The following is a 19695-nucleotide window of genomic DNA, read 5'->3' as shown; positions in this document are numbered from 1 at the left end:
ACCGCTCAGTCGGCCGGGGGTGTCGCGCGGGCGATGAGCAGGGCCACGTCGTCGGAGTTGTCGGGTTCGTGCAGGGTGCGCAGCAGCAGGTCGCAGAGCTCCTCCAGGGAGTCGCCGGGCTGGTCCAGCAGGGCCAGCAGCCGGTCCAGGCGCTCGTCCAGCGGATGCCGGCGCGTCTCGACGAGACCGTCCGTGTAGAGCACCAGGCGGTCACCCGGCCCCAGCTCGACCTCGGTGGTGGAGAAGCCGACCCCGCCCACGCCCAGTGGCACCCCGGTGGGCAGTTCGAGCAGTTCGGGTGCGTGACCGGGCCGCAGCCGGGCCGGCGGCAGATGCCCGGCGTTGGCGATCGTGCACCTCCGCTCACAGGCATCGTGGACGACGTACACACAGGTGGCGATCGACTGGCCCAGGTCGGCGGTGATCCGGTCCAGATGCTCCAGCAGGACGGCCGGATCGAGGGCGAGGGAGGCGAGGGTGCGGGTCGCCGTGCGCAGCCGCCCCATGGTGGCCGCGGCGGCGATGCCGCTGCCCATCACGTCCCCCACGACCAGCGCCGTCCGGCCGTCCTCCAGCGGGATCACGTCGAACCAGTCACCGCCGACCTCACTGGTGGCGCCCGCCGGCTGGTAGCGGGAGGCGACCTCGAGGCCGCGCGTCACCGGCGGGTGGCTCGGCAGCAGACTGCGCTGCAGGGTGAGGGCGGTGTCGCGGGCGTTCTGGTACCAGCGGGCGTTGTCGATCTGCATCGCCGCGCGGGAGGCCAGCTCCCGCGCCAGCAGCAGATCGTCCTCGTCGAAGGGGCGGGGGTTGCGCGTGCGGGTCAGATCGACGGTGCCCAGCACCTCTCCGCGCGCGATCAGCGGTACGGCCAGATACGAGTGCACGCCCGCCCGCGCCAGCAGTGCGGCCGCCTCCGGGCTGCGGGCGATCCGGGCCAGGTCCTCGCCCTTCGCCCTCGGCACCATCACCGGCAGCCCGGTGCGTACGCACTCGGTGATCAGCCGGTCCGGCGCGTACCGGGTCACCTGGCCCGGCGGATCGGCCGCCGCCAGCACCTCGCCCGAGGCCGGCCCGCGCACCGCCAGGGCCCGCATCACCGCCGGCTCGGCGGGCCCGATGGTGCTGCGCCGGCCCTGCACGACCGCGTCCAGCAGGTCCACGGCGGCCTCGTCGGCCAGTTCCGGCACGGCCACGTGGACCAGCTCGCCGGCCGTACGCTCCAGGTCCAGGGTGGTGCCGATCCGGGCCGTGGCGTCGGCGATCACCGCGAGCCGCCGCCGGGCGGCCTCGGCCTCGGCGTTCGCCCGGTACCGCTCGGTGATGTCCTCCACCGACACGGCGACGCCCAGCGTCGTACCCAGTGAGTTCTCCAGCCGGTACAGCGAGACCGACCAGGCGTGCTCCTTGTCGGGATCGGCGGGGGTACGTCCGGTCGTGGACCGGTCGACGAAGGGCGTGCCGGTCGCCAGGACCCGGTGCGCGGCCGCCTCGAGCACCTCGGCGTCCACCAGCGGCAGCACCTGGCGGACCGTGCGGCCCAGATGGTCCTCGGCCGGTGTGCCGTTGATCCGCTCCAGCGCCGGATTGACCGACACATAGCGCAGCTCGGTGTCCAGCACGGCCAGCCCGACGGGCGACTGGTCGACGACCCGGGTCGACAGGGCCACGTCCTGCTCCAGCCGCCGCACGGTCGACTGGTCCACCGCGAGACCGAGGGCGTACACCTTCCCCCGGTCGTCCATCAGCCGTGAGTTGCGGAACTCCACCAGGCGGGTGCCGCCGTCCTTGCGGCGGATCGGGAAGACCCCGGCCCAGCTCCGTCCGGTGCGCATGACCTCGGCGAACAGCTTCGACACAAGGTCCAGATGCCGCTCGTGCACCATGATCCGGGCGGCGTACCGGCCCAGCGCCTCCTGTGCGCCGTACCCGAACAGTTCCTCGGCCTGGGGGCTCCACAGCACGATCCGTCCCTCGGCGTCCAGGACCACCGAGGCCACCCGCAGCACATCGAGCAGCCCGCTGGGACGCACCGGTCCGGCACCGTCGGCCGGGGGAGACCCCGCTGCACTCATCCCACGCTCCGTCTTCACCGATTTCCACGGCCCGCCGTACCCGGTCGCCCTGCCGGCGCGTCCTCCGTTCCACCGCGCGGGAGCACGGCTGTCCGCCGTTCCCTTTGTCTTCTTCCAGCTTCTCCCACCCACGCGGGGCATGCCGCGTGGGTGCGCCCGCGCGCGGTAGTGCTCTTCGGCGGCCGGTGCTTTGCTGAGGTGCGGGGGCGGCATGGCCATGAGAGGAGCGATCACGATGGGCAGCGAGCGACCGCACCCGGAATCCGTCTCGGTCGAGATCAGCGGATGCAGCAAGGACGACGCCCGGATCGTGTTCGACACGCTGTGCGCGTGCTTCACGTCCGACCGGTGCGCCGACGACGTACCGGAGGAGTTCTCCGAGACCCGCCCGACGGTCTGGCTCGGCACCTTCGACGTCGCCGACGCGCGCGAGGGCGCCCGTCCGGACGCCCGGATCGCCGCGTCGGTCGACGCCGACGTGCACGGCGGCTACTGGGCGATCGACCGGTTCCGGACGACCCTGGACTCCCTGTTCACGGTGCACGACCTGACCACGGTCCCCGGTGACCAGGAGAAGGAGCTGCACGTACGACTCGAAAGCCGGTGACGCCCGTGTGCCCTCCGTCTCTTATGCAACTAGTTGCATAACCCGGTGCGCGTGCCCTACAAATACAGGCACGACACCGCGCACGGAGGGCCCGATGAGCCGTTACCCCCACCTGCTGAGCCCCCTCGACCTGGGCTTCACCACCCTGCCCAACCGGGTACTCATGGGCTCCATGCACGTCGGTCTGGAGGAGGCCGAGGGCGGCTTCACCCGCATGGCCGAGTTCTACGCCGCCCGCGCCCGCGGCGGAGTGGGCCTCATCGTCACCGGCGGCATCGCCCCCAACGACGAGGGGCGGCCCTACGAGGGCGGCGCGAAGCTCACCACCGAGGCCGAGGCCGGCCGGCACAAGGTGATCACCGCCGCCGTGCACCGCGAGGGCGGGCGCATCGCGATGCAGATCCTGCACTTCGGCCGGTACGCCTACCACAAGGACCTGGTCGCCCCCAGCCCCCTCCAGGCACCGATCAGCCCCTTCCCGCCCCGGGAGCTCACCGACGCCGAGGTGGAGCGCACCGTCGACGACTACGCGCGCGCCGCCCGCCTCGCCCGGGAGGCCGGCTACGACGGCGTCGAGATCATGGGCTCCGAGGGCTATCTGATCAACGAGTTCATCGCCCGGCAGACCAACCACCGCACCGACCGCTGGGGCGGCTCCTACGAGAACCGCACGCGCTTCCCCGTCGAGATCGTCCGCCGGGTGCGCGAGGCCGTCGGCGACGACTTCATCGTCGTCTACCGCCTCTCCATGCTCGACCTGGTGCCCGGCGGCTCCACCCTGGACGAGGTGATCACCCTCGCCAAGGCCGTCGAGGCCGCCGGAGCGACGATCATCAACACCGGTATCGGGTGGCACGAGGCCCGCATCCCCACCATCGCCACCTCCGTGCCCCGGGGCGCGTACAGCTGGGTGACCAAGCGCCTCATGGGCGAGGTGTCGGTCCCGCTCGTCACGACGAACCGCATCAACACCCCCGACCTCGCCGAGCAACTGCTCGCCGACGGCACGGCGGACATGGTGTCGATGGCCCGCCCCATGCTCGCCGACCCCGACTTCGTCGCCAAGGCCGCCGACGGCCGCCCGGAGGCGATCAACACCTGCATCGGCTGCAACCAGGCCTGCCTCGACCACACCTTCAGCGGGCAGATCACCTCCTGCCTGGTCAACCCGCGCGCCTGCCACGAGACCGAGCTGGTCCTCTCCCCGACCCGCCACCGCAAACGCGTAGCCGTCGTCGGCGCGGGCCCGGCCGGCCTCGCCTGCGCCGTCAGCGCCGCCGAACGCGGCCACGACGTCACCCTGTTCGACGCCGCGAGCGAGATCGGCGGCCAGCTCAACGTCGCCCGCAAGGTCCCCGGCAAGCAGGAGTTCGACGAGACCCTGCGCTACTTCCGCACCCGCCTCGCCGAACTCGCCGTCGACATACGCCTCGACACGCGCGTCACCGCCGACGACGTGACCGGACACGACGAGGTCGTCGTCGCCACCGGCGTCACCCCGCGCGTCCCCGACATCCCCGGCGCCGACCACGGCAGCGTCCTCGGCTACCTCGACGTGCTCCGCGACGGCGCCCCCGTCGGCGACCGGGTGGCGATCCTCGGCGCGGGCGGCATCGGCTTCGACGTCGCCGAGTACCTCACCGACGGCGGCGACAAGGCGCACGAGAACCCCGAGACCTACTTCCGCCAGTGGGGCGTCGACCTCGACTACCGCGCGCCCGGCGGCCTCGCCGCACCCGAGCGTCCCGCCCCGCCGCGCACCGTCCACCTGCTCCAGCGCAAGACGTCCAAGGTCGGCGCCGGTCTCGGCAGAACCACCGGCTGGATCCACCGCACCGAACTCAAGCACCGCGGCGTCACCATGGTCCCGGGCGTGCGCTACGACCGGATCGACGACGCCGGACTGCATGTCACCGTCGACGGCGAGAGCAGCGTCCTCGAGGTCGACACGATCGTCCTGTGCACCGGGCAGGAGCCACGCCGCGACCTGTACGACGAACTGGTCGCCGCCGGACGCTCCGTCCACCTGATCGGCGGCGCCGACGTGGCCGCCGAACTGGACGCCAAGCGGGCCGTCAAGCAGGGCACGGAGCTGGCGGCGGCCCTGTAGCACCCGTCCCTAGGATGAACGGCATGTCACTCCCGCACGCGATCCTCACCGCCCTGCTCGAAAGGCCGTCGTCGGGGCTGGAGCTGACCCGCCGGTTCGACCGGTCGATCGGCTACTTCTGGTCCGCGACGCACCAGCAGATCTATCGCGAACTGGGCAGACTCGAGGCGGAGGGCCTGATCCGGGCCCTCCCCTCCGAGCAGCCGGCCCGGGGGCAGAAGAAGGCGTACGAGGTACTGCCGGCCGGGAATGCGGAACTGGCCCGCTGGACCTCCGCTCCCCAGGACCCCAAGCCGCACCGCGACGCGATGCTGCTGCGGCTGCGGGCGGCGGCCGTGGTCGGCACCGAGGGCCTTGAGGAGGATCTGCGCCGCCACCGGGAGCTGCACGCACGCCAGTTGGCGGAGTACCGGGAGATCGAGCGGCGTGACTTCCCGCCCGGCAAGGACGGACCGGAGGACCGGCTGCGGCATCTGGTGCTGCGGGCCGGAATCGACCTGGAGACCTTCTGGACCCAGTGGCTCGACCACGCCCTGTCCGAGTTCGCCCGGCTGCCGGACACCGCGCGGGAGTGACCCCCGGCGGGGGAGTCGACGCCGGCCGCCCGCCCGGAGCGCGTCGGATACGAGGGCGGCCGGCGCCGGTCTGGGGTGCCATGTGGATCAGGTCGGGCCCCGCGCCCCTACAGGTGCTGCGGCCGGTCGCGGCGGCGCAGCAGATACCAGGCCGTGGCGGCGATTCCCGTGCCGACCAGCGCGCCGCCCGCCACCAGCGTGACCGTGCCGTAGTCCGTCGCACCGCCGCCGAGGCCGCCCATCACCCCGAGGGTCGGCGAGGCCGTGGGGGTCACCGTGGGACTGGGCGTCGTGGAGACGACGACGGACTGCGTTCCCGCCGTGCTGCCGTTGGCGCACAACACGACCACCGTGTACGTGCCCGGACTGACGTTCGACCAGGCGGCGGACTGCCCCGAAGCACTCCCCGACAGTGCCACCTGACGGCCCTGCGAGAAGCTTCCCTGGCCGCCGCCGAGCAGTGAGGCGGTGCCCCATTGGCCGTTGACCTGGGTGCACGCACTGGTGATGACCGAGACGGTCGACCCGGTGGTGCTGACGGAGATCCCGGCCGCGACGGCGGGTCCGGCCAGGGTCAGTGCGAGGGCGGCGGCGGCAGCCGCGGCCGGAGCGGAGCGAAGCAGTGGCTTCGAGATGCGCATGTCGACTGCCTTCCGGCGGCACGGCCGGCGGTACATCCCTTGCGCCGCCGAGTCGGGGAGCGCCCGTGCTGCCACGAGCCAAGCCAACGGGCCGCCGCACCGGCGCGCACTCCGGTCGCCGCCGGGCAGGTGACGCGTTCCCCCTGGTGGTCGACCTCGTGGGACCGCGTCAGCGGCCCGTCGTCACCGTGCGTTCCGTGGAGAGGCCGCCCCAGGTCCCGTCCGGCAGCTTCGCCCGGATCCGCACCCGGTGGGTGATCCCGTTCTCCCGGCCGGCGTAGAAGCGGTACGTCGCCCGGTCGCGCGGGGCGTCACCGCCGTAGACGAGCGAGGTGGCGGCCTTGCCGTCCAGCCGCACCTCGTACTCGGTGACGACGCCGTCGACGCGCGGCGGCACCCAGGTGAGCACGAGGTAGTGGGCGCCGTCGGAGCGTTCGGCCGTGGCCCGGAAGCCGGTGGGCGCGGCGGCCCGGCCGTGCGCGTCGCCGCCGGTGGTGAGACGGACCGCGGCGCCGGCGGGGGAGAGGTTGCCGGCCGCGTCCCGGGCCCGGACGGTGAAGGAGTAGCGGGTGCCCGGCCGCAGTCCCGTCACCACCGTGGCGGTCTGGCCGCCGCCCACACTGTGGATCTTCGTTCCGCCCTGGAAGATGTTGTACGACACCACACCCTGGTCGTCCCGCGCGGCGGACCAGGTCAACTGGGCCGCCCGGCTCCCCGCCGCCCGGCCGCGCAGCGTGCCGGGCGGAGTGGGGGCGGTGGTGTCCGCCGGGGCGGCCTCGGGTGTGGTCGCCCGGACCTCCTCGCTGCGCGGCCCGAGCCGCCCGTCCGCGTCCCGGGCCCGGATGGTGAACACATAGCTGGTCGCGGGCCGGAGCCTGGGGATATCCACCATGTGCTCGGAACCGGGCACTTCCCTGATTTTGGTGGTGCCCCGATGGACCTCGTAATGACTCACCTCGGCGGCGACCGTGTTCCACATGACATGCACGCTGGTGGCGCTGCCCGCCTCGGCCGTGACACCGGTGGGCGCCCCGGGCACGCGTTCACCGGCCCCGGCGTCGTCCGCGCCGCCCCAGCGGCAGGAGGCGAGCAGCAGCAGGGCCCCGGCGGTCGCGAGAAGGCGACGCGGGAACACGGCGGAGGGAACGCCACGCACGACTCTGCCTCCCGGCTCGGCCCAGAACACCCGACGATGGTCCGTACCAATATGACCGGCTGACGCGGCCACATCAAGAGGTGGGTGCCGGCGGAGCGCTTGCCCGCGTTACGTATGCTGAAGCCGTGAACGGCCCGAACCGCCCTTCAGGACACGCGAGTTCGGGGTCGTGGCGCGGACCGCTGTCGTCGCAGATCCCGCGCCGGTGCGGGTGGCCGGACGGCCCGGGCCGACAGGAGCCCGGGTCCCCGGCCCCTGTGGCGACCGCTGGTGCGAGCGTGCGCCGTCCGGCCCAAGTCGAGGCCGCAGTGTTACGAAATCGGTACTAAATGGTGCAAAGTGCCGTGGGTGCGCGTCCCCGTCCCCGACGAGAGGCCCCCTCGACCGTGTCCCCAGTCCCCTCGCTCACCCTGGCCGTGGCCGGAGCCGCCCTGCTGGCCCCCTCCGCGCTCCCCGTCCCCGTCCCCGAGCCCCCGCCCCGCACCGCACCGGTGGCCCGGCGCGCCGCCCCCGTCACCGCCGCCGACCTGCTGGCCGGGGTGCGCGGCTGCACCCCCGTCTCCCACGGCCGCTACCGCAAGGACCAGGGCGCCAGGGCCACCGTCCCGGTGTGCGGCACGCGCGGCGCCGTGTTCTGGAAGGCCGACATGGACATCGACTGCGACGGCCGTCCCGGCCGCCACTGCAACGCCCGCACCGACCCGTACTTCTCCGGCTCCACGGCCTTCGCACAGTCCGACGGCCGTCCGCTGAGTTCCGAGAGGACGCCCTATGTCGTGGTGCCCGCCCCCAGCGAGCGGTGGAACTACTGGGCCCACGGCGTACGCGGCGGATCGGTCGCGGCGGTCGTGTACCGCGACCGGGTGCGGTACGCGGTCGTCGGCGACACCGGCCCCGCCGGCATCATCGGCGAAGGCTCCTACGCCCTGGCCGCCTCGCTCGGTGTCGACCCCGATCCGCGCGCCGGAGGCACCCCGTCGGGTGTCACCTACATCGTGTTCGAGAACAGCAGGGTGACGCCCATCGAGGACCACGCTGCCGTGGTCAAGGAAGGCAAGCGCCTCGCCCGGCGGTTCGTGAACGACGCGGGCTGAGGCGGCCGGCGGAAGCAGGCGGAACCGGGCCGGTCCCGCCTCGCGAGCTCCCGCCCCTCACACCTTCCGGTACGTGTACGCCTCCACGGCCGCCGCCTCCACCGCCGCCAGATCCGCGCCCGTGGAGGCCGTGACCACCGCGGCCACCGCGCCCTCCACGAACGGCGCGTCCACCAGCCTGGTGGGCTCGGGCAGTTCGTCACCCTCGGCGAGCAGCGCCTTCACGGTGAGCACGGCGCTGCCCAGATCGGTCAGCACGGCCACCCCCGCCCCCCGGTCCACGGACGCGGCCGCCGCGGCGATCAGCTCGGCGCTCGTGCCGAGACCACCGCCTTCGGTACCGCCCGCCGGAGCCACGGGGACCGTCCCGCCCGCGCCCGCCAGACCCTGCGCGAGCTCCGCCACCGACGCGGCCACCGCGGCGCTGTGCGACACCAGCACGATCCCGACCGTCTTCCCGTCACTCACCGTCGGCCTCCGCGTCCATGAGCGCGGCGATCAGCAGCGCCGCCGAGGTGGCCCCCGGATCCTGGTGACCGACACTGCGCTCGCCCAGATAGCTGGCCCTGCCCTTGCGCGCCCGCAGCGGCGTCGTCGCCACGGCACCCTCCTCGGCGGCGTCCCGCGCGGCGGCGAACGAGTCGCCGAGCGCGTCCACCGCCGGCACCAGCGCGTCGATCATCGTCTTGTCGCCCGGCGCCGCACCTCCGAGCTGCCGTACCGCGTCCACCCCGGCGCGCAGCGCCTGAGCCAGCTGCCCCTCGTCCACCTCGGCGGCGTCCCCGAGCGCCTTGCCGGTACGGCGCAGCAGGGTGCCGTAGAGCGGTCCTGAGGCACCGCCCACGGTCGAGATGAGCAGCCGCCCGGCCTGGACCAGCACGGCCCCGGGAGTGGCGGGCGGCTCCTTGTCCAGCGCGTCGCGCACCGCCCGGAACCCGCGCTGCAGGTTACTGCCGTGATCGGCGTCCCCGATCGGTGAGTCGAGCGCGGTGAGCCGCTCCGCCTCACGGTCCACGGAGGCGGCGGTGACCGTCATCCAACGGTGGAAGAAGTCGGCGTCGAGCAAGGAAACTCCTCGTGTGGTCATGGCCTCGGCGTTTCTCACATACCCCAGCGCAGCCCCGGAGTCCGCACCGGCGCGTCCCACAGCCGCAGCAGCTCCTCGTCGACCTGGCAGAGGGTGACCGAGGCGCCCGCCATGTCGAGGGAGGTGACGTAGTTGCCGACCAGGACCCGGGCCACCGGCACCCCGCGCTCGCCGAGCACCCGCTGCACCTCGGCGTTGAAGCCGTACAGCTCCAGCAGGGGCGTCGCGCCCATGCCGTTGACCAGGACCAGGACGGGACTGCGCGGGCTGAGGTCGTCCAGGATCGCGTCGAGGGCGGCCTCGGCGATCTCACCGGACGTCATCATCGGCCGCCGCTCCCGGCCCGGCTCGCCGTGGATGCCGACGCCCAGCTCCAGCTCCCCGTCGGGAAGGTCGAAGGTGGGGCTGCCCTTGGCCGGCGTGGTGCAGGCGCTCAGCGCCACACCGAAACTGCGGGAGTTCTCGTTGACCTGCCGGGCGACGGCCTCCACCCGCTCCAGCGGCTGTCCCTCGTCCGCCGCCGCGCCCGCGATCTTCTCCACGAACAGCGTCGCCCCGGTGCCGCGCCGGCCGGCCGTGTACAGACTGTCGGTCACCGCCACATCGTCGTTCACCAGCACCTTCGCGACCTGGATGCCCTCGTCCTCGGCCAGCTCGGCGGCCATGTCGAAGTTGAGCACGTCACCGGTGTAGTTCTTCACGATGAACAGCACCCCGGCCCCGCTGTCCACGGCCGCCGCCGCCCGCACCATCTGGTCGGGCACCGGGGAGGTGAACACCTCCCCGGGACAGGCCGCCGACAGCATCCCCGGCCCCACGAACCCGCCGTGCAACGGTTCGTGCCCGGACCCCCCGCCGGACACCAGCCCCACCTTCCCGGCGACGGGCGCGTCCTTGCGTACGATCACCCGGTTCTCCACGTCCACCGCCAGCTCGGGATGGGCCGCGGCCATCCCGCGCAACGCGTCGGCGACCACGGTCTCCGGGACGTTGATGAGCATCTTCATGGGTGCCTCCTAGAGGGCGTGGCAGGCGGGGTACCAGCCTGCTTTCTTGCTGTTCAGAGCGGGTATGGATCGTTCTTGATCTTGGTGGTCCGTGGCCGTCGTGAGCGGGTTCCGGCGGTACTGCCGCCGACTCGACGCCGACTTCGGTAACGCGTCGTCAGGTTCCTTCGGCGTGTCGACTGCGTGCCGGCAGGAGCCCTACATGGGCAGTATCGACCTTGCGACCGCGAAGGTCACGTGAGGCGGCGTCCGGCGAGGCCGGGGAATCCCGGTCCGGCGCGGTGCCGATGCCCAGGACCGGCCCTGCGCCGGCAAGGGGTCGCCGCTCGCCCTCACCGAACGTGTCTGCTCGCGTACGAGCCGACACATCACGTCGTAGTGTCCGACATTGTCCCAGTTCGGATAGATTGCGGCGCGGTGCCCGTGGAGGGTTGTTCCAGCGCAGGAGGAGCGAGACGATGGCGAACGAGAGCGCGGTGGGCTCGCTCGACGAGGAGGTCTACGAGGACGAGCTGCCGGTGAGGCGCAGGCGTCCCGGCAACGTCGTGGTGAAGTGGATCACGACCACGGACCACAAGACGATCGGGACCCTGTATCTCGCCACCTCGTTCGCGTTCTTCGTGCTGGGCGGCATCCTGGCGCTGGTGATGCGCGCCGAGCTGGCCCGTCCGGGCCTGCAGATCGTGTCGAACGAGCAGTTCAACCAGGCGTTCACGATGCACGGCACGATCATGCTGCTGATGTTCGCGACACCGCTGTTCGTGGGCTTCGCCAACTGGATCATGCCGCTGCAGATCGGCGCGCCCGACGTCGCCTTCCCGCGGCTGAACATGTTCTCCTACTGGCTGTTCCTGTTCGGCTCGCTGATCGCGATCTCCGGCTTCCTCACGCCCAACGGGGCGGCGGACTTCGGCTGGTTCGCCTACTCTCCGTTGTCGGACGCGGTCCGCTCACCCGGCCCCGGCGGCGATCTGTGGATCTTGGGTCTGGCACTCTCCGGCTTCGGCACCATCCTCGGCTCGGTCAACTTCATCACCACGATCATCTGTATGCGCGCTCCGGGCATGACGATGTTCCGTATGCCGATCTTCACCTGGAACGTGCTGCTGACCGGTGTGCTGGTCCTGCTCGCCTTCCCGGTCCTGGCCGCCGCGCTGCTCGCGCTGGCGGCCGACCGCAAGTTCGGCGCGCACGTCTTCGACGCGGCCAACGGTGGGTCACTGCTGTGGCAGCACCTGTTCTGGTTCTTCGGCCATCCCGAGGTGTACATCATCGCGCTGCCGTTCTTCGGCATCGTCTCCGAGGTCATCCCGGTCTTCTCCCGCAAGCCGATCTTCGGCTACATGGGCCTGATCGGCGCCACCATCGCGATCGCGGGTCTGTCGGTGACCGTGTGGGCTCACCACATGTACGCCACCGGCGGTGTGCTGCTGCCGTTCTTCTCCTTCATGACCTTCCTGATCGCCATCCCTACCGGCGTGAAGTTCTTCAACTGGACCGGCACCATGTGGAAGGGCAGTCTCTCCTTCGAGACCCCGATGCTGTGGTCGGCGGGCTTCCTGGTGACCTTCCTCTTCGGCGGCCTCACCGGTGTCATCCTCGCCTCGCCCCCACTCGACTTCCACGTCACGGACTCGTACTTCGTGGTGGCGCACTTCCACTACGTCGTCTTCGGCACGGTGGTCTTCGCGATGTTCGCCGGATTCCACTTCTGGTGGCCCAAGATGACCGGCAGGATGCTCGACGAACGCCTCGGCAAGATCACCTTCTGGACGCTGTTCACCGGCTTCCACGGCACCTTTCTCGTCCAGCACTGGCTGGGCGCCGAGGGCATGCCGCGCCGGTACGCCGACTACCTCGCCGTCGACGGGTTCACCGCGCTGAACACCGTCTCCACGATCGCCTCGTTCCTGCTCGGTCTGTCGATCCTGCCGTTCTTCTACAACATCTGGAAGACGGCCAAGTACGGCAAGAAGATCGAGGTGGACGACCCGTGGGGCTACGGCCGCTCCCTCGAGTGGGCGACCTCCTGCCCGCCGCCGCGGCACAACTTCACCACCCTGCCGCGGATCCGCAGTGAATCCCCGGCGTTCGACCTGCATCACCCGGACATCACCGCACTCGACGAACTCCAGAACACCGGCCACGGTGAGAAGGCCCTCTCCAAGGACGAACGGCAGTGACGCCGCGAATGAACTCGGGGGATGCCGTGCACTCCAGCGAGGACAACGCCCGCGGGCTCGCCCGGCTCGAGGGCCACCTGCTGTGGGCCGCTGAGGTCGAGAACGCTCGGCGGCAGGCCAGGCGTTTCACCGAGCAGCTTCCATGGCTGACGACCGCCCAACGCGAAGACGTGGAACGCGTCTACGCGGCCGACCGGCTCCGACTCTCACAGGAGACCATCAGGCGGATCTGCGGCAGGATCGCCGAGTTGCGCACCGAGTACGAAGACCGCTATCGACTCCTTCGGAGCAGATGCCTTGTCACGGTCGTCGTGAGTCTCACCGGTGCCGCGTCCGCGGTGATCACCTCACTTCTCGTCCGGAGATAGATCTCGGGTGGCGAAGCTGACGAGAGCGGGATCCGCTCCACCGTCCGACGGCACCGTCCACCGCGTCGACCTGACCCGGAACGGCCGGGACGTGGCCGGCGCCACCGGCGTCCATGGCTCCCGTCGTCACGCGACGACGACAGTGGGCCGACCGGTCAGGTGAGTCCACATGCCGTCACGGGCACGGGGAACCCGGGAAGTTCGGGTGAACCCTGGTGAGCGCAGGACGGATGCGCGGGGCAAACCCAGCGGGGGTTCGCTCCCGCGGGAGGACGGCTTATGAGCACCGCTCGGTCCGCGGCCGGACGCACGATCACCACTGACCTCTCCGCACGTCTCGACCGGCTGCCGTGGTCGCGCTGGCACTGGTCCATCGTCATCGGTCTGGGCACCGTCTGGATCCTCGACGGCATGGAAGTCACGATCGTCGGCAACATCGCCGGCCGGCTGGCGGAACCCGGCAGCGGTCTGGACATCACCTCCGGTCAGATCACCGGCATCGCCGCCGCGTTGTATGTGACGGGTGCCTGCACGGGCGCGCTGTTCTGGGGGCGCCTGACCGACATCTACGGCCGCAAGAAGCTTTTCCTGATCACCCTCGCCGTCTATCTCGCCGCCACCGCGCTGACCGCGCTGGCCTTCGACACCTGGTGGTTCTTCCTCTTCCGCTTCCTCACGGGCTTCGGTATCGGTGGTGAGTACGCGGCCATCAACTCCGCCATCGACGAGCTGATCCCGGCGTACTACCGGGGACGCGTCGACCTGGTCGTCAACGGCAGCTACTGGCTGGGCGCCGTCGGCGGTGCGCTGCTGTCGATCGTCGCGCTGAACACGTCGATCTTCCCGAGGGACGTCGGCTGGCGGCTCACCTTCGCCCTGGGCGCCGTCCTCGCCCTGGTGATCCTCCTCGTACGACGGCACGTCCCGGAGAGTCCACGGTGGCTGCTGATCCACGGCCGGGAGGAGGAGGCCGAACGGATCGTCCGTGACGCCGAGAAGACGATCGAGGCGGAGAAGGGCGAACCGCTGCCCCCCGCCGAGGGGGAGATGGTCATCCACCAGCGCACGCGCACCACCTTCACCGAGATCGCCCACACCGTCTTCGCCAAGTACCGCAAGCGGGCCGTCCTCGGCTTCTCCCTCTTCGTCGGCCAGGCGTTCCTGTACAACGCCATCACCTTCGGCTACGGCGCGATCCTCACCCAGTTCTTCGACGTCCCGTCCGGGAGCACCGGGTACTACTTCGCCGTCATCGCGATCGGCAATCTCCTCGGCCCCCTGCTGCTCGGCCACCTGTTCGACACGGTGGGGCGGCGGATCATGATCTCCGGGACCTATCTGGTCTCGGGAGTGCTGCTGTTCGCCACGGCCTGGCTGTTCGACCAGGGCTCGCTGAGCGCGACCACCATGACGGCCTGCTGGTGCGCGGTCCTGTTCTTCGCGTCGGCCGGCGCGTCCAGCGCCTACCTCACGGTCTCGGAGATCTTCCCGATGGAGACCCGGGCCATGGCCATCGCCTTCTTCTATGCCATCGGCACCGCCGCGGGCGGTATCAGCGGACCGCTGATCTTCGCCGAGCTCACCGGCTCCGGCAAGGTGCCCGACGCGGTCCTCGCCTTCCAGATCGGCGCGGGTCTGATGTGCGCGGCGGGCATCGTGGCCGCGTTCCTCGCCGTGAACGCGGAACGTCGTTCCCTGGAGGACGTCGCCACCCCGCTGTCAGCCGGGAGGAGCAAGACCTCGGAAGCATGACGAGCCGGAGACCGGTCGGGTTCCGGCGGACGGGTCGCATCGGATCCCGCCCCTACCGAGATCGGGGGAAAGCCCCGCGACGGCGGCCGTGGCGAACGGCTCGGCTTCCGCCCCGTCCGCCCCTGCGGCCCCCGCCCCGCATCCGGTTCTCCAACTGTTGGACGACACCGGGCAGATCCGGCTGAGGGTCGGATGCCTGACGGAAGGCGGCGCCGAGCAGGGCGTTGACCGTGCGCACCGTCTGGAGCCCCGTGCCACGCACATCGGCGAGGAGGATCCGAACGCCGCACGGCGTCCGGTGGACGGAGAAGAGGTCCCCTCCGATGGCCGCCGCCCCGTGGGCGACCTCGTACCGGGCGGCCACGGCCGGCGGCCCCACCCGCCGGGGCGGTTCCGGGGAGGCGTTCCTCCCACACGGAGGCCGCACCGGGTACTTACTCATGCCCCGTTGAGTACCCGCGCTCATGTTCCGTACGTCCCGCCCGGCGATGATCGACGGCAGGGGGCAGCCATGGGGCTTCGCCCGGTCCAGCCGATGAAGTGTGGGAGATTCTCATGTCGCCTCGTGTGGTTCTGTCCGTTGCAGCCGGTGCCGTGGTGCTCGCCGGTGCCGGTGCCTTCGCTCTCGCCCACGCCGGCGAGCAGCCTCCGGCCCTGGGTGACGGCGCCGCGCGGTACACCGCTCCCGGCGCGGACCGCGACGGCTCGCTCACCTTCACCGCGGACGTCACCGCGTCCTCGGGTGTCAAGAGCGTCAAGGTCCTGGCCTGGCCCGAGAACTCCTCCTTCGCCGAGCAGGAGCTGACCGCCAAGGACATGGCCGCGGCGGAATCCGCCACCTGCGAGCCCTCCGGCCACGACACCGCCCATTGCACCTACACCATCACCGTCACGAGGGCCGACGCCGACTCGTCGCCCGGCGGCCTGTGGCACATCGCGGTCCTGGCCACCGCGGACGACGGCTCCCGCACCCTGGACACGAAGGCGGCCGACTTCACAGCCGGATAGCCCGGACACCGCCCGTCGCGGTCTTTGCCGGTCGGCGGTCACCCCCGGGACCGGTCGGGCCGGTCCGCCGCCCGCGGGCGCACGGGAGCCTGGGAACGGCGGACCCCCGGCCGGACGTCACGGTTTCGCCGGGGTGGTCGCACGCGGGCAACTACAGTGCTGTAGAAGTCTCTTCCGGAGCATGATCGTTCACCGATCCCGTGTCCGGCCGATCCGGCCGGGGGCGGACCGCCGCAGGCCCGGAGGAGACAAGGCAGCAGGATGCCGCAGCACCAGGACCACCCGGTCGGATCCACAGCCCTGTCCGGGCGCCGGCGACTCGCGCGCACCTGCCGTGACATCACGGAGGCCCGCTGGTTCGCTCTCACCGTCTTCGCCCTGATCCTCACCAACGCCGCGCTGCTGGGTCTGGAGACGTACTCCGGATTCGTTGAGGAGTGGCACCGCTGGTTACGGCTCGCCGAGCACGCCTGTCTGGCCGCGTTCACCGTCGAGATCCTGCTGCGCGTGGCCGCCCACGCCGACCGTCCCCGGGACTTCGGCAAGGACCCGTGGAACCTCTTCGACCTCGCCGTCATCCTGTGCACCCTGCTGCCCGTCGTCCGTGAGAACACCACCGTGCTGCGGCTGCTCAGGCTGGCCCGGGTGCTGCGCACCGCCCGCTTCCTGCCCCAGCTGCGCATCGTGCTCGTCGCGGTCGCCCGCAGCCTGCCCGGCACCCTGAGCTTTCTGCTCGTCGGCGCGCTGCTGCTGTACATGTACGCCATGGTCGGCTGGGTCTTCTTCGGCCGTCACGATCCCGAGCACTACGGCTCCATCGGCCGCGCCGTCCTCACGCTCTTCCTCCTGATGATGCTCGACGGCATAGGCGACGCCGTCCACGCGGGACTGGAGATCTCCCGCTGGAGCCTCCTCTACTACGCCTCCTACGTCCTGCTCGCCTCCTTCGTCCTCGTCAACGTCCTCATCGGTGTCGTCCTCACCTCACTCGAGGAGGCCCGGGACATGGACGAGAGGGAAGGGGAGGCACCACTCGCGCGCCGGCCGGCGGAGGGACAGCAGCTGCGCCTTCGTATCGAGGTGGCCCGCAGGGCCCTGGACGACCTGGAACGCGACCTCGCCGCCGGGACCGGGCCGTTCGGAGGCGAGGAGCGGGCGGGCGCGCGGACGGTACCGGGTCCGGAGCGACGGGCTCGCCGTTCCTGACCGTGATGTCATCCGGCGGGAGTACCGATCCGCCGTCCGCCGTGCGGTGGTACGGACGTCCGGGCATGCTCGTCGCGAGGCGGCATCGCATGCCCGTGGCCGCCGTACGGAGGCCGTCCTTGAACATCGCGCGCATCGCCCTCGCCACCCTGCTGGTCACCGGCGCCCTGTCGGCCGCCGCGGACGCGGCCGAACCACTCGACTACGTCGCGCTCGGGGACTCCTACGCCGCCGCGCCACTGGTGCCGCCGCCCGATCCGGCGGCCCCGCTGTGCGTGCGCTCCCTGGCCGGCTATCCGCGCATCGCCGCCGAGGCGCTCGGCGCACGGCTCACCGACGTCAGCTGTTCCGCCGCCACCGTCGGCCATCTGAGCGGCTCCCCGTACCCGGGCACCCCACCCCAGTACGATGCGCTCACGCCCGGCACCGACCTCGTCAGCATCACCATCGGCGGCAACGACACCGGCCTCTTCGACGAGGCGCTGCGCTGTGTCAACCTCCTTCCCCCGCCCCTCGGCACCAGCTGCGCGGAGCGGAACACCGCGGGCGGAACCGACAAGGTCGCGGCCCGCATCGACGCCTGGGCGCCCGCCTTCGCCGGCGTTCTCGACGAGATCACCCGGCGTGCGCCGAACGCCGGGATCCTCGTCGTCGGCTACGGCAACTACCTCCGCGCCGACGGCTGCCATCCCGTACAGCCCTTCTGGAAACAGGACGCCAACTACCTCCAGGGCGCGGTCGACCACCTCAGCGACGCACTGCGCCGAACGGCCGAGGCGCACGGCGCCACCTTCGTCGACACCTACACCCTGGGCATCGGCCACGACACCTGCGCCGCCCCCGCCGACCGCTACATCGAGGGTGTGGCCCCCACCAGCCCGGCCGCACCCCTGCACCCCAACGCCGCGGGCGCGCGGGCGATCGGCGGCGCACTGGCCGCGGCGGTCCGCGCGGGGGACGCGTGAGCCGAGCGCGCGGATGCCGGGTGGCGCCTCAGACGCCCCGTACCGCGTGTTCGGCGAGCGGGCCGATCGAGAGCCCCGCGGCGCGGCAGTCGTTCACCACGCCGGGCAGGGCGCCGAGTGTGGCCCGCCAGCTGTCCGGGGCCGACATGCGGTCCGTGTCGTGCAGCAGGACGGTCTCGCCGCCGTGCAGACCGGCCGTCACGGCCGAACGCACCGACGCCGGGGTGGCCCGTGCCGTCCAGTCCCTGCCCCAGACGCTCCACAGCACCGGCCGCAGACCCGCCGTGCGCGCGGCGGCCCAGCGTCCGCCGGTGAGGATGCCGTAGGGCGGGCGGTACCAGCGGGGGCGCCGGCCCGTCGCTTCCAGGACCGCGCCGGCCGCCCGCAGCAGGGACCGTACGTCGTCCGCCGGGGCCGGCCGCCAGGGGCGGTCGTGGCTCCAGCCGTGCACCGCCGGTTCGTGCCCCCGGCGGACCGTCTCCCGCACCACGGCGGGATGCCGTACGACGCCGTCGCCCAGGACGAAGAAGGTCGCCCGGACGCCCAGCGCGTCCAGGGCGTCGAGGAAGCGCGGGGTGGACTCGGGATCGGGCCCGTCGTCGAAGGTCAGTGCCACATGGGCGGGGTCGCCGACGCCGGCGAGGCGCGGCAGACGGCGGCGCACCACGGGCAGCCAGGTCGCCGCCGGGACGATGTGCGCCGCGCCGACGGCGGCGAGCGGAGCGAGCACGGTGGCCGTCGCGTGCCAAGGGGAACGGGGCATCGGCGCTGACTCCTCACGGCAGCGGCCGGCCCGGGCCGGTGTCCGGCGGCCGTGGTGCCTCGTCCCAGTGTCCGGAGACCGACGGGGCGCGCGCCAGTTGGGCGGTGCCCGCCCCGATGAGCAGCAGGCCCAGCACCGCGGGCACCACCCGCACCCCGAGCGTGATCTGCTCCCCGAACAGCCCCCACCCCAGCGCCACGCTCGTCAGCGCGTCACCGAGGGTCAGAGCGGGCTGGGACGCCGCCAGCGTCCCGGCCCGGAACGCTGCCTGCAGCAGCAGGAAGGCGACGCCTCCGGCGGCGGCCGTGGCGTAGAGGGGCCATGTCGTCAGCAAGGTCCCCACTCCGTCCGCGAGCCTGCCGGTGACCTCCTTGAGCAGCGCCGCCGTCAGGGCGAACGACACCGCGGACGCCAGCCCGAGCAGCGCCGCGCGGGGTGCGCCGCGCACCCCGCGGGACGTCGCCGTCAGCACCGCCACGACCCCCAGGACCACCCCCGCGGCCACCAGCCACCGCCCCGCGGAGGCCGTGGAGCGGCCGGCGGTGGGCGCGGCCGAGGTCAGGAACACCGCCAGTCCGGCGGCCAGCGCGGCGAACGCCAGCCATGTCCGCGGATCCGGACGGCGATGGAAGACCGCGCTGCCGACGACGAGCGTGAACAGCAGCTCGGCGGCCATCAGCGGCTGCACCAGCGCGAGACTGCCCAGGCCCAGGGCCGCCGCCTGCAGAACGGTGGACAACGCGAGCATCCCGGCACCCGCCACCCACAGGGGCCGCCGCAGTACGTTCCGCAGCCAGCGGACTGCCTGGCGCGTTCCCGCGCCGCCGTCCGGCTCGTCCGCCGCGGCCCGCCGCTGCAGTACCGAGGCCGTGGCGTTGGACAGCGCCGCCAGCAGGGCCAGTACGACGACCAGCACGCCGTACCGCCGCTCAGCCGGACACGGCGGCGTGCGGGGCGGAAGGGTGAGTCATGGTGCACCTCGGCTGCGCGTTCGGCGGGGAGGGGGCACCGGGAGTATCCCGGACACAGCCGCCGAAACGCGGCAAAGGGTGTTTCGCCGACGTGGCGGAGGGAGACCCGCCAGCTGTGCACGCACCG

General features: G+C 72.0%; 18 protein-coding genes. 10 read left to right on the top strand and 8 right to left on the bottom strand.

Annotation, left to right across the window (positions count from 1 at the left end):
* Positions 1–5 precede the first annotated feature (5 nt).
* Positions 6–2075 carry a SpoIIE family protein phosphatase gene (locus tag ACGFR9_RS28230; protein WP_393213651.1) on the bottom strand — a complete coding sequence of 690 codons (2070 nt, stop codon included), beginning with the start codon at positions 2073–2075 and terminating at the stop codon, positions 6–8.
* A 235-nt stretch (positions 2076–2310) separates the two neighbouring features.
* On the opposite strand from ACGFR9_RS28230, the gene ACGFR9_RS28225 reads away from it, so the two are divergent.
* From ACGFR9_RS28225 to ACGFR9_RS28215, 3 genes are all read left to right on the top strand, one after another.
* A complete protein-coding gene (locus tag ACGFR9_RS28225; RefSeq protein ID WP_030223081.1) occupies positions 2311–2682 on the top strand; it encodes a hypothetical protein in 372 nt (123 codons plus the stop codon).
* A gap of 94 nt (positions 2683–2776) precedes the next feature.
* Positions 2777–4792, top strand: a complete 2016-nt coding sequence (locus ACGFR9_RS28220; RefSeq protein ID WP_393213649.1) for an FAD-dependent oxidoreductase — start codon at positions 2777–2779, stop codon at positions 4790–4792.
* Between the two features lie 23 nt (positions 4793–4815).
* On the top strand, positions 4816–5367 hold the full coding sequence (locus tag ACGFR9_RS28215) for a PadR family transcriptional regulator (protein ID WP_393213647.1): 552 nt from the start codon (positions 4816–4818) through the stop codon (positions 5365–5367).
* A gap of 107 nt (positions 5368–5474) precedes the next feature.
* Here the strand turns inward: ACGFR9_RS28215 and ACGFR9_RS28210 are convergent, their stop codons facing one another.
* Both ACGFR9_RS28210 and ACGFR9_RS28205 read right to left on the bottom strand, forming a co-directional pair.
* Positions 5475–6008 (bottom strand): hypothetical protein, encoded by a 534-nt coding sequence (locus ACGFR9_RS28210; RefSeq protein WP_393213645.1) that lies wholly within the window; start codon positions 6006–6008, stop codon positions 5475–5477.
* Between the two features lie 169 nt (positions 6009–6177).
* A complete protein-coding gene (locus tag ACGFR9_RS28205; RefSeq protein ID WP_393213643.1) occupies positions 6178–7164 on the bottom strand; it encodes a fibronectin type III domain-containing protein in 987 nt (328 codons plus the stop codon).
* Between the two features lie 386 nt (positions 7165–7550).
* Here ACGFR9_RS28205 and ACGFR9_RS28200 point away from each other — a divergent pair, with 386 nt between their 5' ends.
* Positions 7551–8258 (top strand): glycoside hydrolase family 75 protein, encoded by a 708-nt coding sequence (locus ACGFR9_RS28200; RefSeq protein WP_393213640.1) that lies wholly within the window; start codon positions 7551–7553, stop codon positions 8256–8258.
* Between the two features lie 57 nt (positions 8259–8315).
* Here ACGFR9_RS28200 and ACGFR9_RS28195 read toward each other — a convergent pair whose 3' ends face one another.
* Genes ACGFR9_RS28195 through dhaK form a run of 3 tightly spaced genes read right to left on the bottom strand, consistent with a single transcriptional unit; the run spans position 8316 to position 10352 of the window.
* Positions 8316–8726 carry a PTS-dependent dihydroxyacetone kinase phosphotransferase subunit DhaM gene (locus ACGFR9_RS28195; protein WP_393213638.1) on the bottom strand — a complete coding sequence of 137 codons (411 nt, stop codon included), beginning with the start codon at positions 8724–8726 and terminating at the stop codon, positions 8316–8318.
* Complete coding sequence (gene dhaL, locus ACGFR9_RS28190) at positions 8719–9324, bottom strand: dihydroxyacetone kinase subunit DhaL (protein WP_393213635.1); 606 nt, start codon at positions 9322–9324, stop codon at positions 8719–8721. Before dhaL ends, ACGFR9_RS28195 begins: the two co-directional genes overlap by 8 nt.
* A 35-nt stretch (positions 9325–9359) precedes the next feature.
* Positions 9360–10352, bottom strand: a complete 993-nt coding sequence (gene dhaK, locus ACGFR9_RS28185; protein ID WP_393213632.1) for a dihydroxyacetone kinase subunit DhaK — start codon at positions 10350–10352, stop codon at positions 9360–9362.
* 458 nt (positions 10353–10810) lie between these two features.
* Here dhaK and ctaD point away from each other — a divergent pair, with 458 nt between their 5' ends.
* The 6 genes from ctaD to ACGFR9_RS28155 all read left to right on the top strand — a co-directional run bounded on the left by ctaD (position 10811) and on the right by ACGFR9_RS28155 (position 17834).
* Positions 10811–12535: a cytochrome c oxidase subunit I gene (ctaD, locus tag ACGFR9_RS28180; RefSeq protein WP_393213629.1), complete on the top strand. Its 1725-nt coding sequence runs from the start codon at positions 10811–10813 to the stop codon at positions 12533–12535.
* 8 nt (positions 12536–12543) lie between these two features.
* Entirely contained in the window at positions 12544–12903 is a 360-nt protein-coding gene (locus tag ACGFR9_RS28175) for a hypothetical protein (RefSeq protein WP_393213785.1), read from the top strand.
* A 279-nt stretch (positions 12904–13182) separates the two neighbouring features.
* Entirely contained in the window at positions 13183–14655 is a 1473-nt protein-coding gene (locus ACGFR9_RS28170; protein WP_393213626.1) for an MFS transporter, read from the top strand.
* 555 nt (positions 14656–15210) lie between these two features.
* Positions 15211–15663: a DUF5707 domain-containing protein gene (locus tag ACGFR9_RS28165; RefSeq protein ID WP_393213623.1), complete on the top strand. Its 453-nt coding sequence runs from the start codon at positions 15211–15213 to the stop codon at positions 15661–15663.
* Between the two features lie 261 nt (positions 15664–15924).
* Entirely contained in the window at positions 15925–16869 is a 945-nt protein-coding gene (locus ACGFR9_RS28160; protein ID WP_393213620.1) for an ion transporter, read from the top strand.
* Between the two features lie 119 nt (positions 16870–16988).
* Positions 16989–17834, top strand: coding sequence for an SGNH/GDSL hydrolase family protein (locus ACGFR9_RS28155; RefSeq protein ID WP_393213617.1), 846 nt, complete (start codon positions 16989–16991; stop codon positions 17832–17834).
* Positions 17835–17862: 28 nt separating this feature from the next.
* Here ACGFR9_RS28155 and ACGFR9_RS28150 read toward each other — a convergent pair whose 3' ends face one another.
* Both ACGFR9_RS28150 and ACGFR9_RS28145 read right to left on the bottom strand, forming a co-directional pair.
* Positions 17863–18597, bottom strand: a complete 735-nt coding sequence (locus ACGFR9_RS28150; RefSeq protein ID WP_393213615.1) for a polysaccharide deacetylase family protein — start codon at positions 18595–18597, stop codon at positions 17863–17865.
* A 13-nt stretch (positions 18598–18610) separates the two neighbouring features.
* The gene (locus ACGFR9_RS28145; RefSeq protein WP_393213612.1) at positions 18611–19513 is read right to left on the bottom strand and encodes a DMT family transporter; all 903 of its coding nucleotides are present in this window, start codon (positions 19511–19513) and stop codon (positions 18611–18613) included.
* Between the last annotated feature and the right edge of the window lie 182 nt (positions 19514–19695).

Origin of the sequence: Streptomyces sp. NPDC048584 (assembly GCF_043199595.1) — a bacterium.
Taxonomy (GTDB): Bacteria; Actinomycetota; Actinomycetes; order Streptomycetales; family Streptomycetaceae; genus Streptomyces; species Streptomyces edwardsiae.
This window is presented reverse-complemented; position numbering and strand designations above follow the sequence as displayed.

Excerpts from the sequence above, each read along its gene's own strand:
- ACGFR9_RS28230 (WP_393213651.1), bottom strand. The coding sequence starts at position 2,075 with ATGAGTGCAGCGGGGTCTCCCCCGGCCGACGGTGCCGGACCGGTGCGT.
- ACGFR9_RS28225 (WP_030223081.1), top strand. The coding sequence starts at position 2,311 with ATGGGCAGCGAGCGACCGCACCCGGAATCCGTCTCGGTCGAGATCAGC.
- ACGFR9_RS28220 (WP_393213649.1), top strand. The coding sequence starts at position 2,777 with ATGAGCCGTTACCCCCACCTGCTGAGCCCCCTCGACCTGGGCTTCACC.
- ACGFR9_RS28215 (WP_393213647.1), top strand. The coding sequence starts at position 4,816 with ATGTCACTCCCGCACGCGATCCTCACCGCCCTGCTCGAAAGGCCGTCG.
- ACGFR9_RS28210 (WP_393213645.1), bottom strand. The coding sequence starts at position 6,008 with ATGCGCATCTCGAAGCCACTGCTTCGCTCCGCTCCGGCCGCGGCTGCC.
- dhaK (WP_393213632.1), bottom strand. The coding sequence starts at position 10,352 with ATGAAGATGCTCATCAACGTCCCGGAGACCGTGGTCGCCGACGCGTTG.
- ctaD (WP_393213629.1), top strand. The coding sequence starts at position 10,811 with ATGGCGAACGAGAGCGCGGTGGGCTCGCTCGACGAGGAGGTCTACGAG.
- ACGFR9_RS28175 (WP_393213785.1), top strand. The coding sequence starts at position 12,544 with ATGAACTCGGGGGATGCCGTGCACTCCAGCGAGGACAACGCCCGCGGG.
- ACGFR9_RS28170 (WP_393213626.1), top strand. The coding sequence starts at position 13,183 with ATGAGCACCGCTCGGTCCGCGGCCGGACGCACGATCACCACTGACCTC.
- ACGFR9_RS28165 (WP_393213623.1), top strand. The coding sequence starts at position 15,211 with ATGTCGCCTCGTGTGGTTCTGTCCGTTGCAGCCGGTGCCGTGGTGCTC.
- ACGFR9_RS28160 (WP_393213620.1), top strand. The coding sequence starts at position 15,925 with ATGCCGCAGCACCAGGACCACCCGGTCGGATCCACAGCCCTGTCCGGG.
- ACGFR9_RS28150 (WP_393213615.1), bottom strand. The coding sequence starts at position 18,597 with ATGCCCCGTTCCCCTTGGCACGCGACGGCCACCGTGCTCGCTCCGCTC.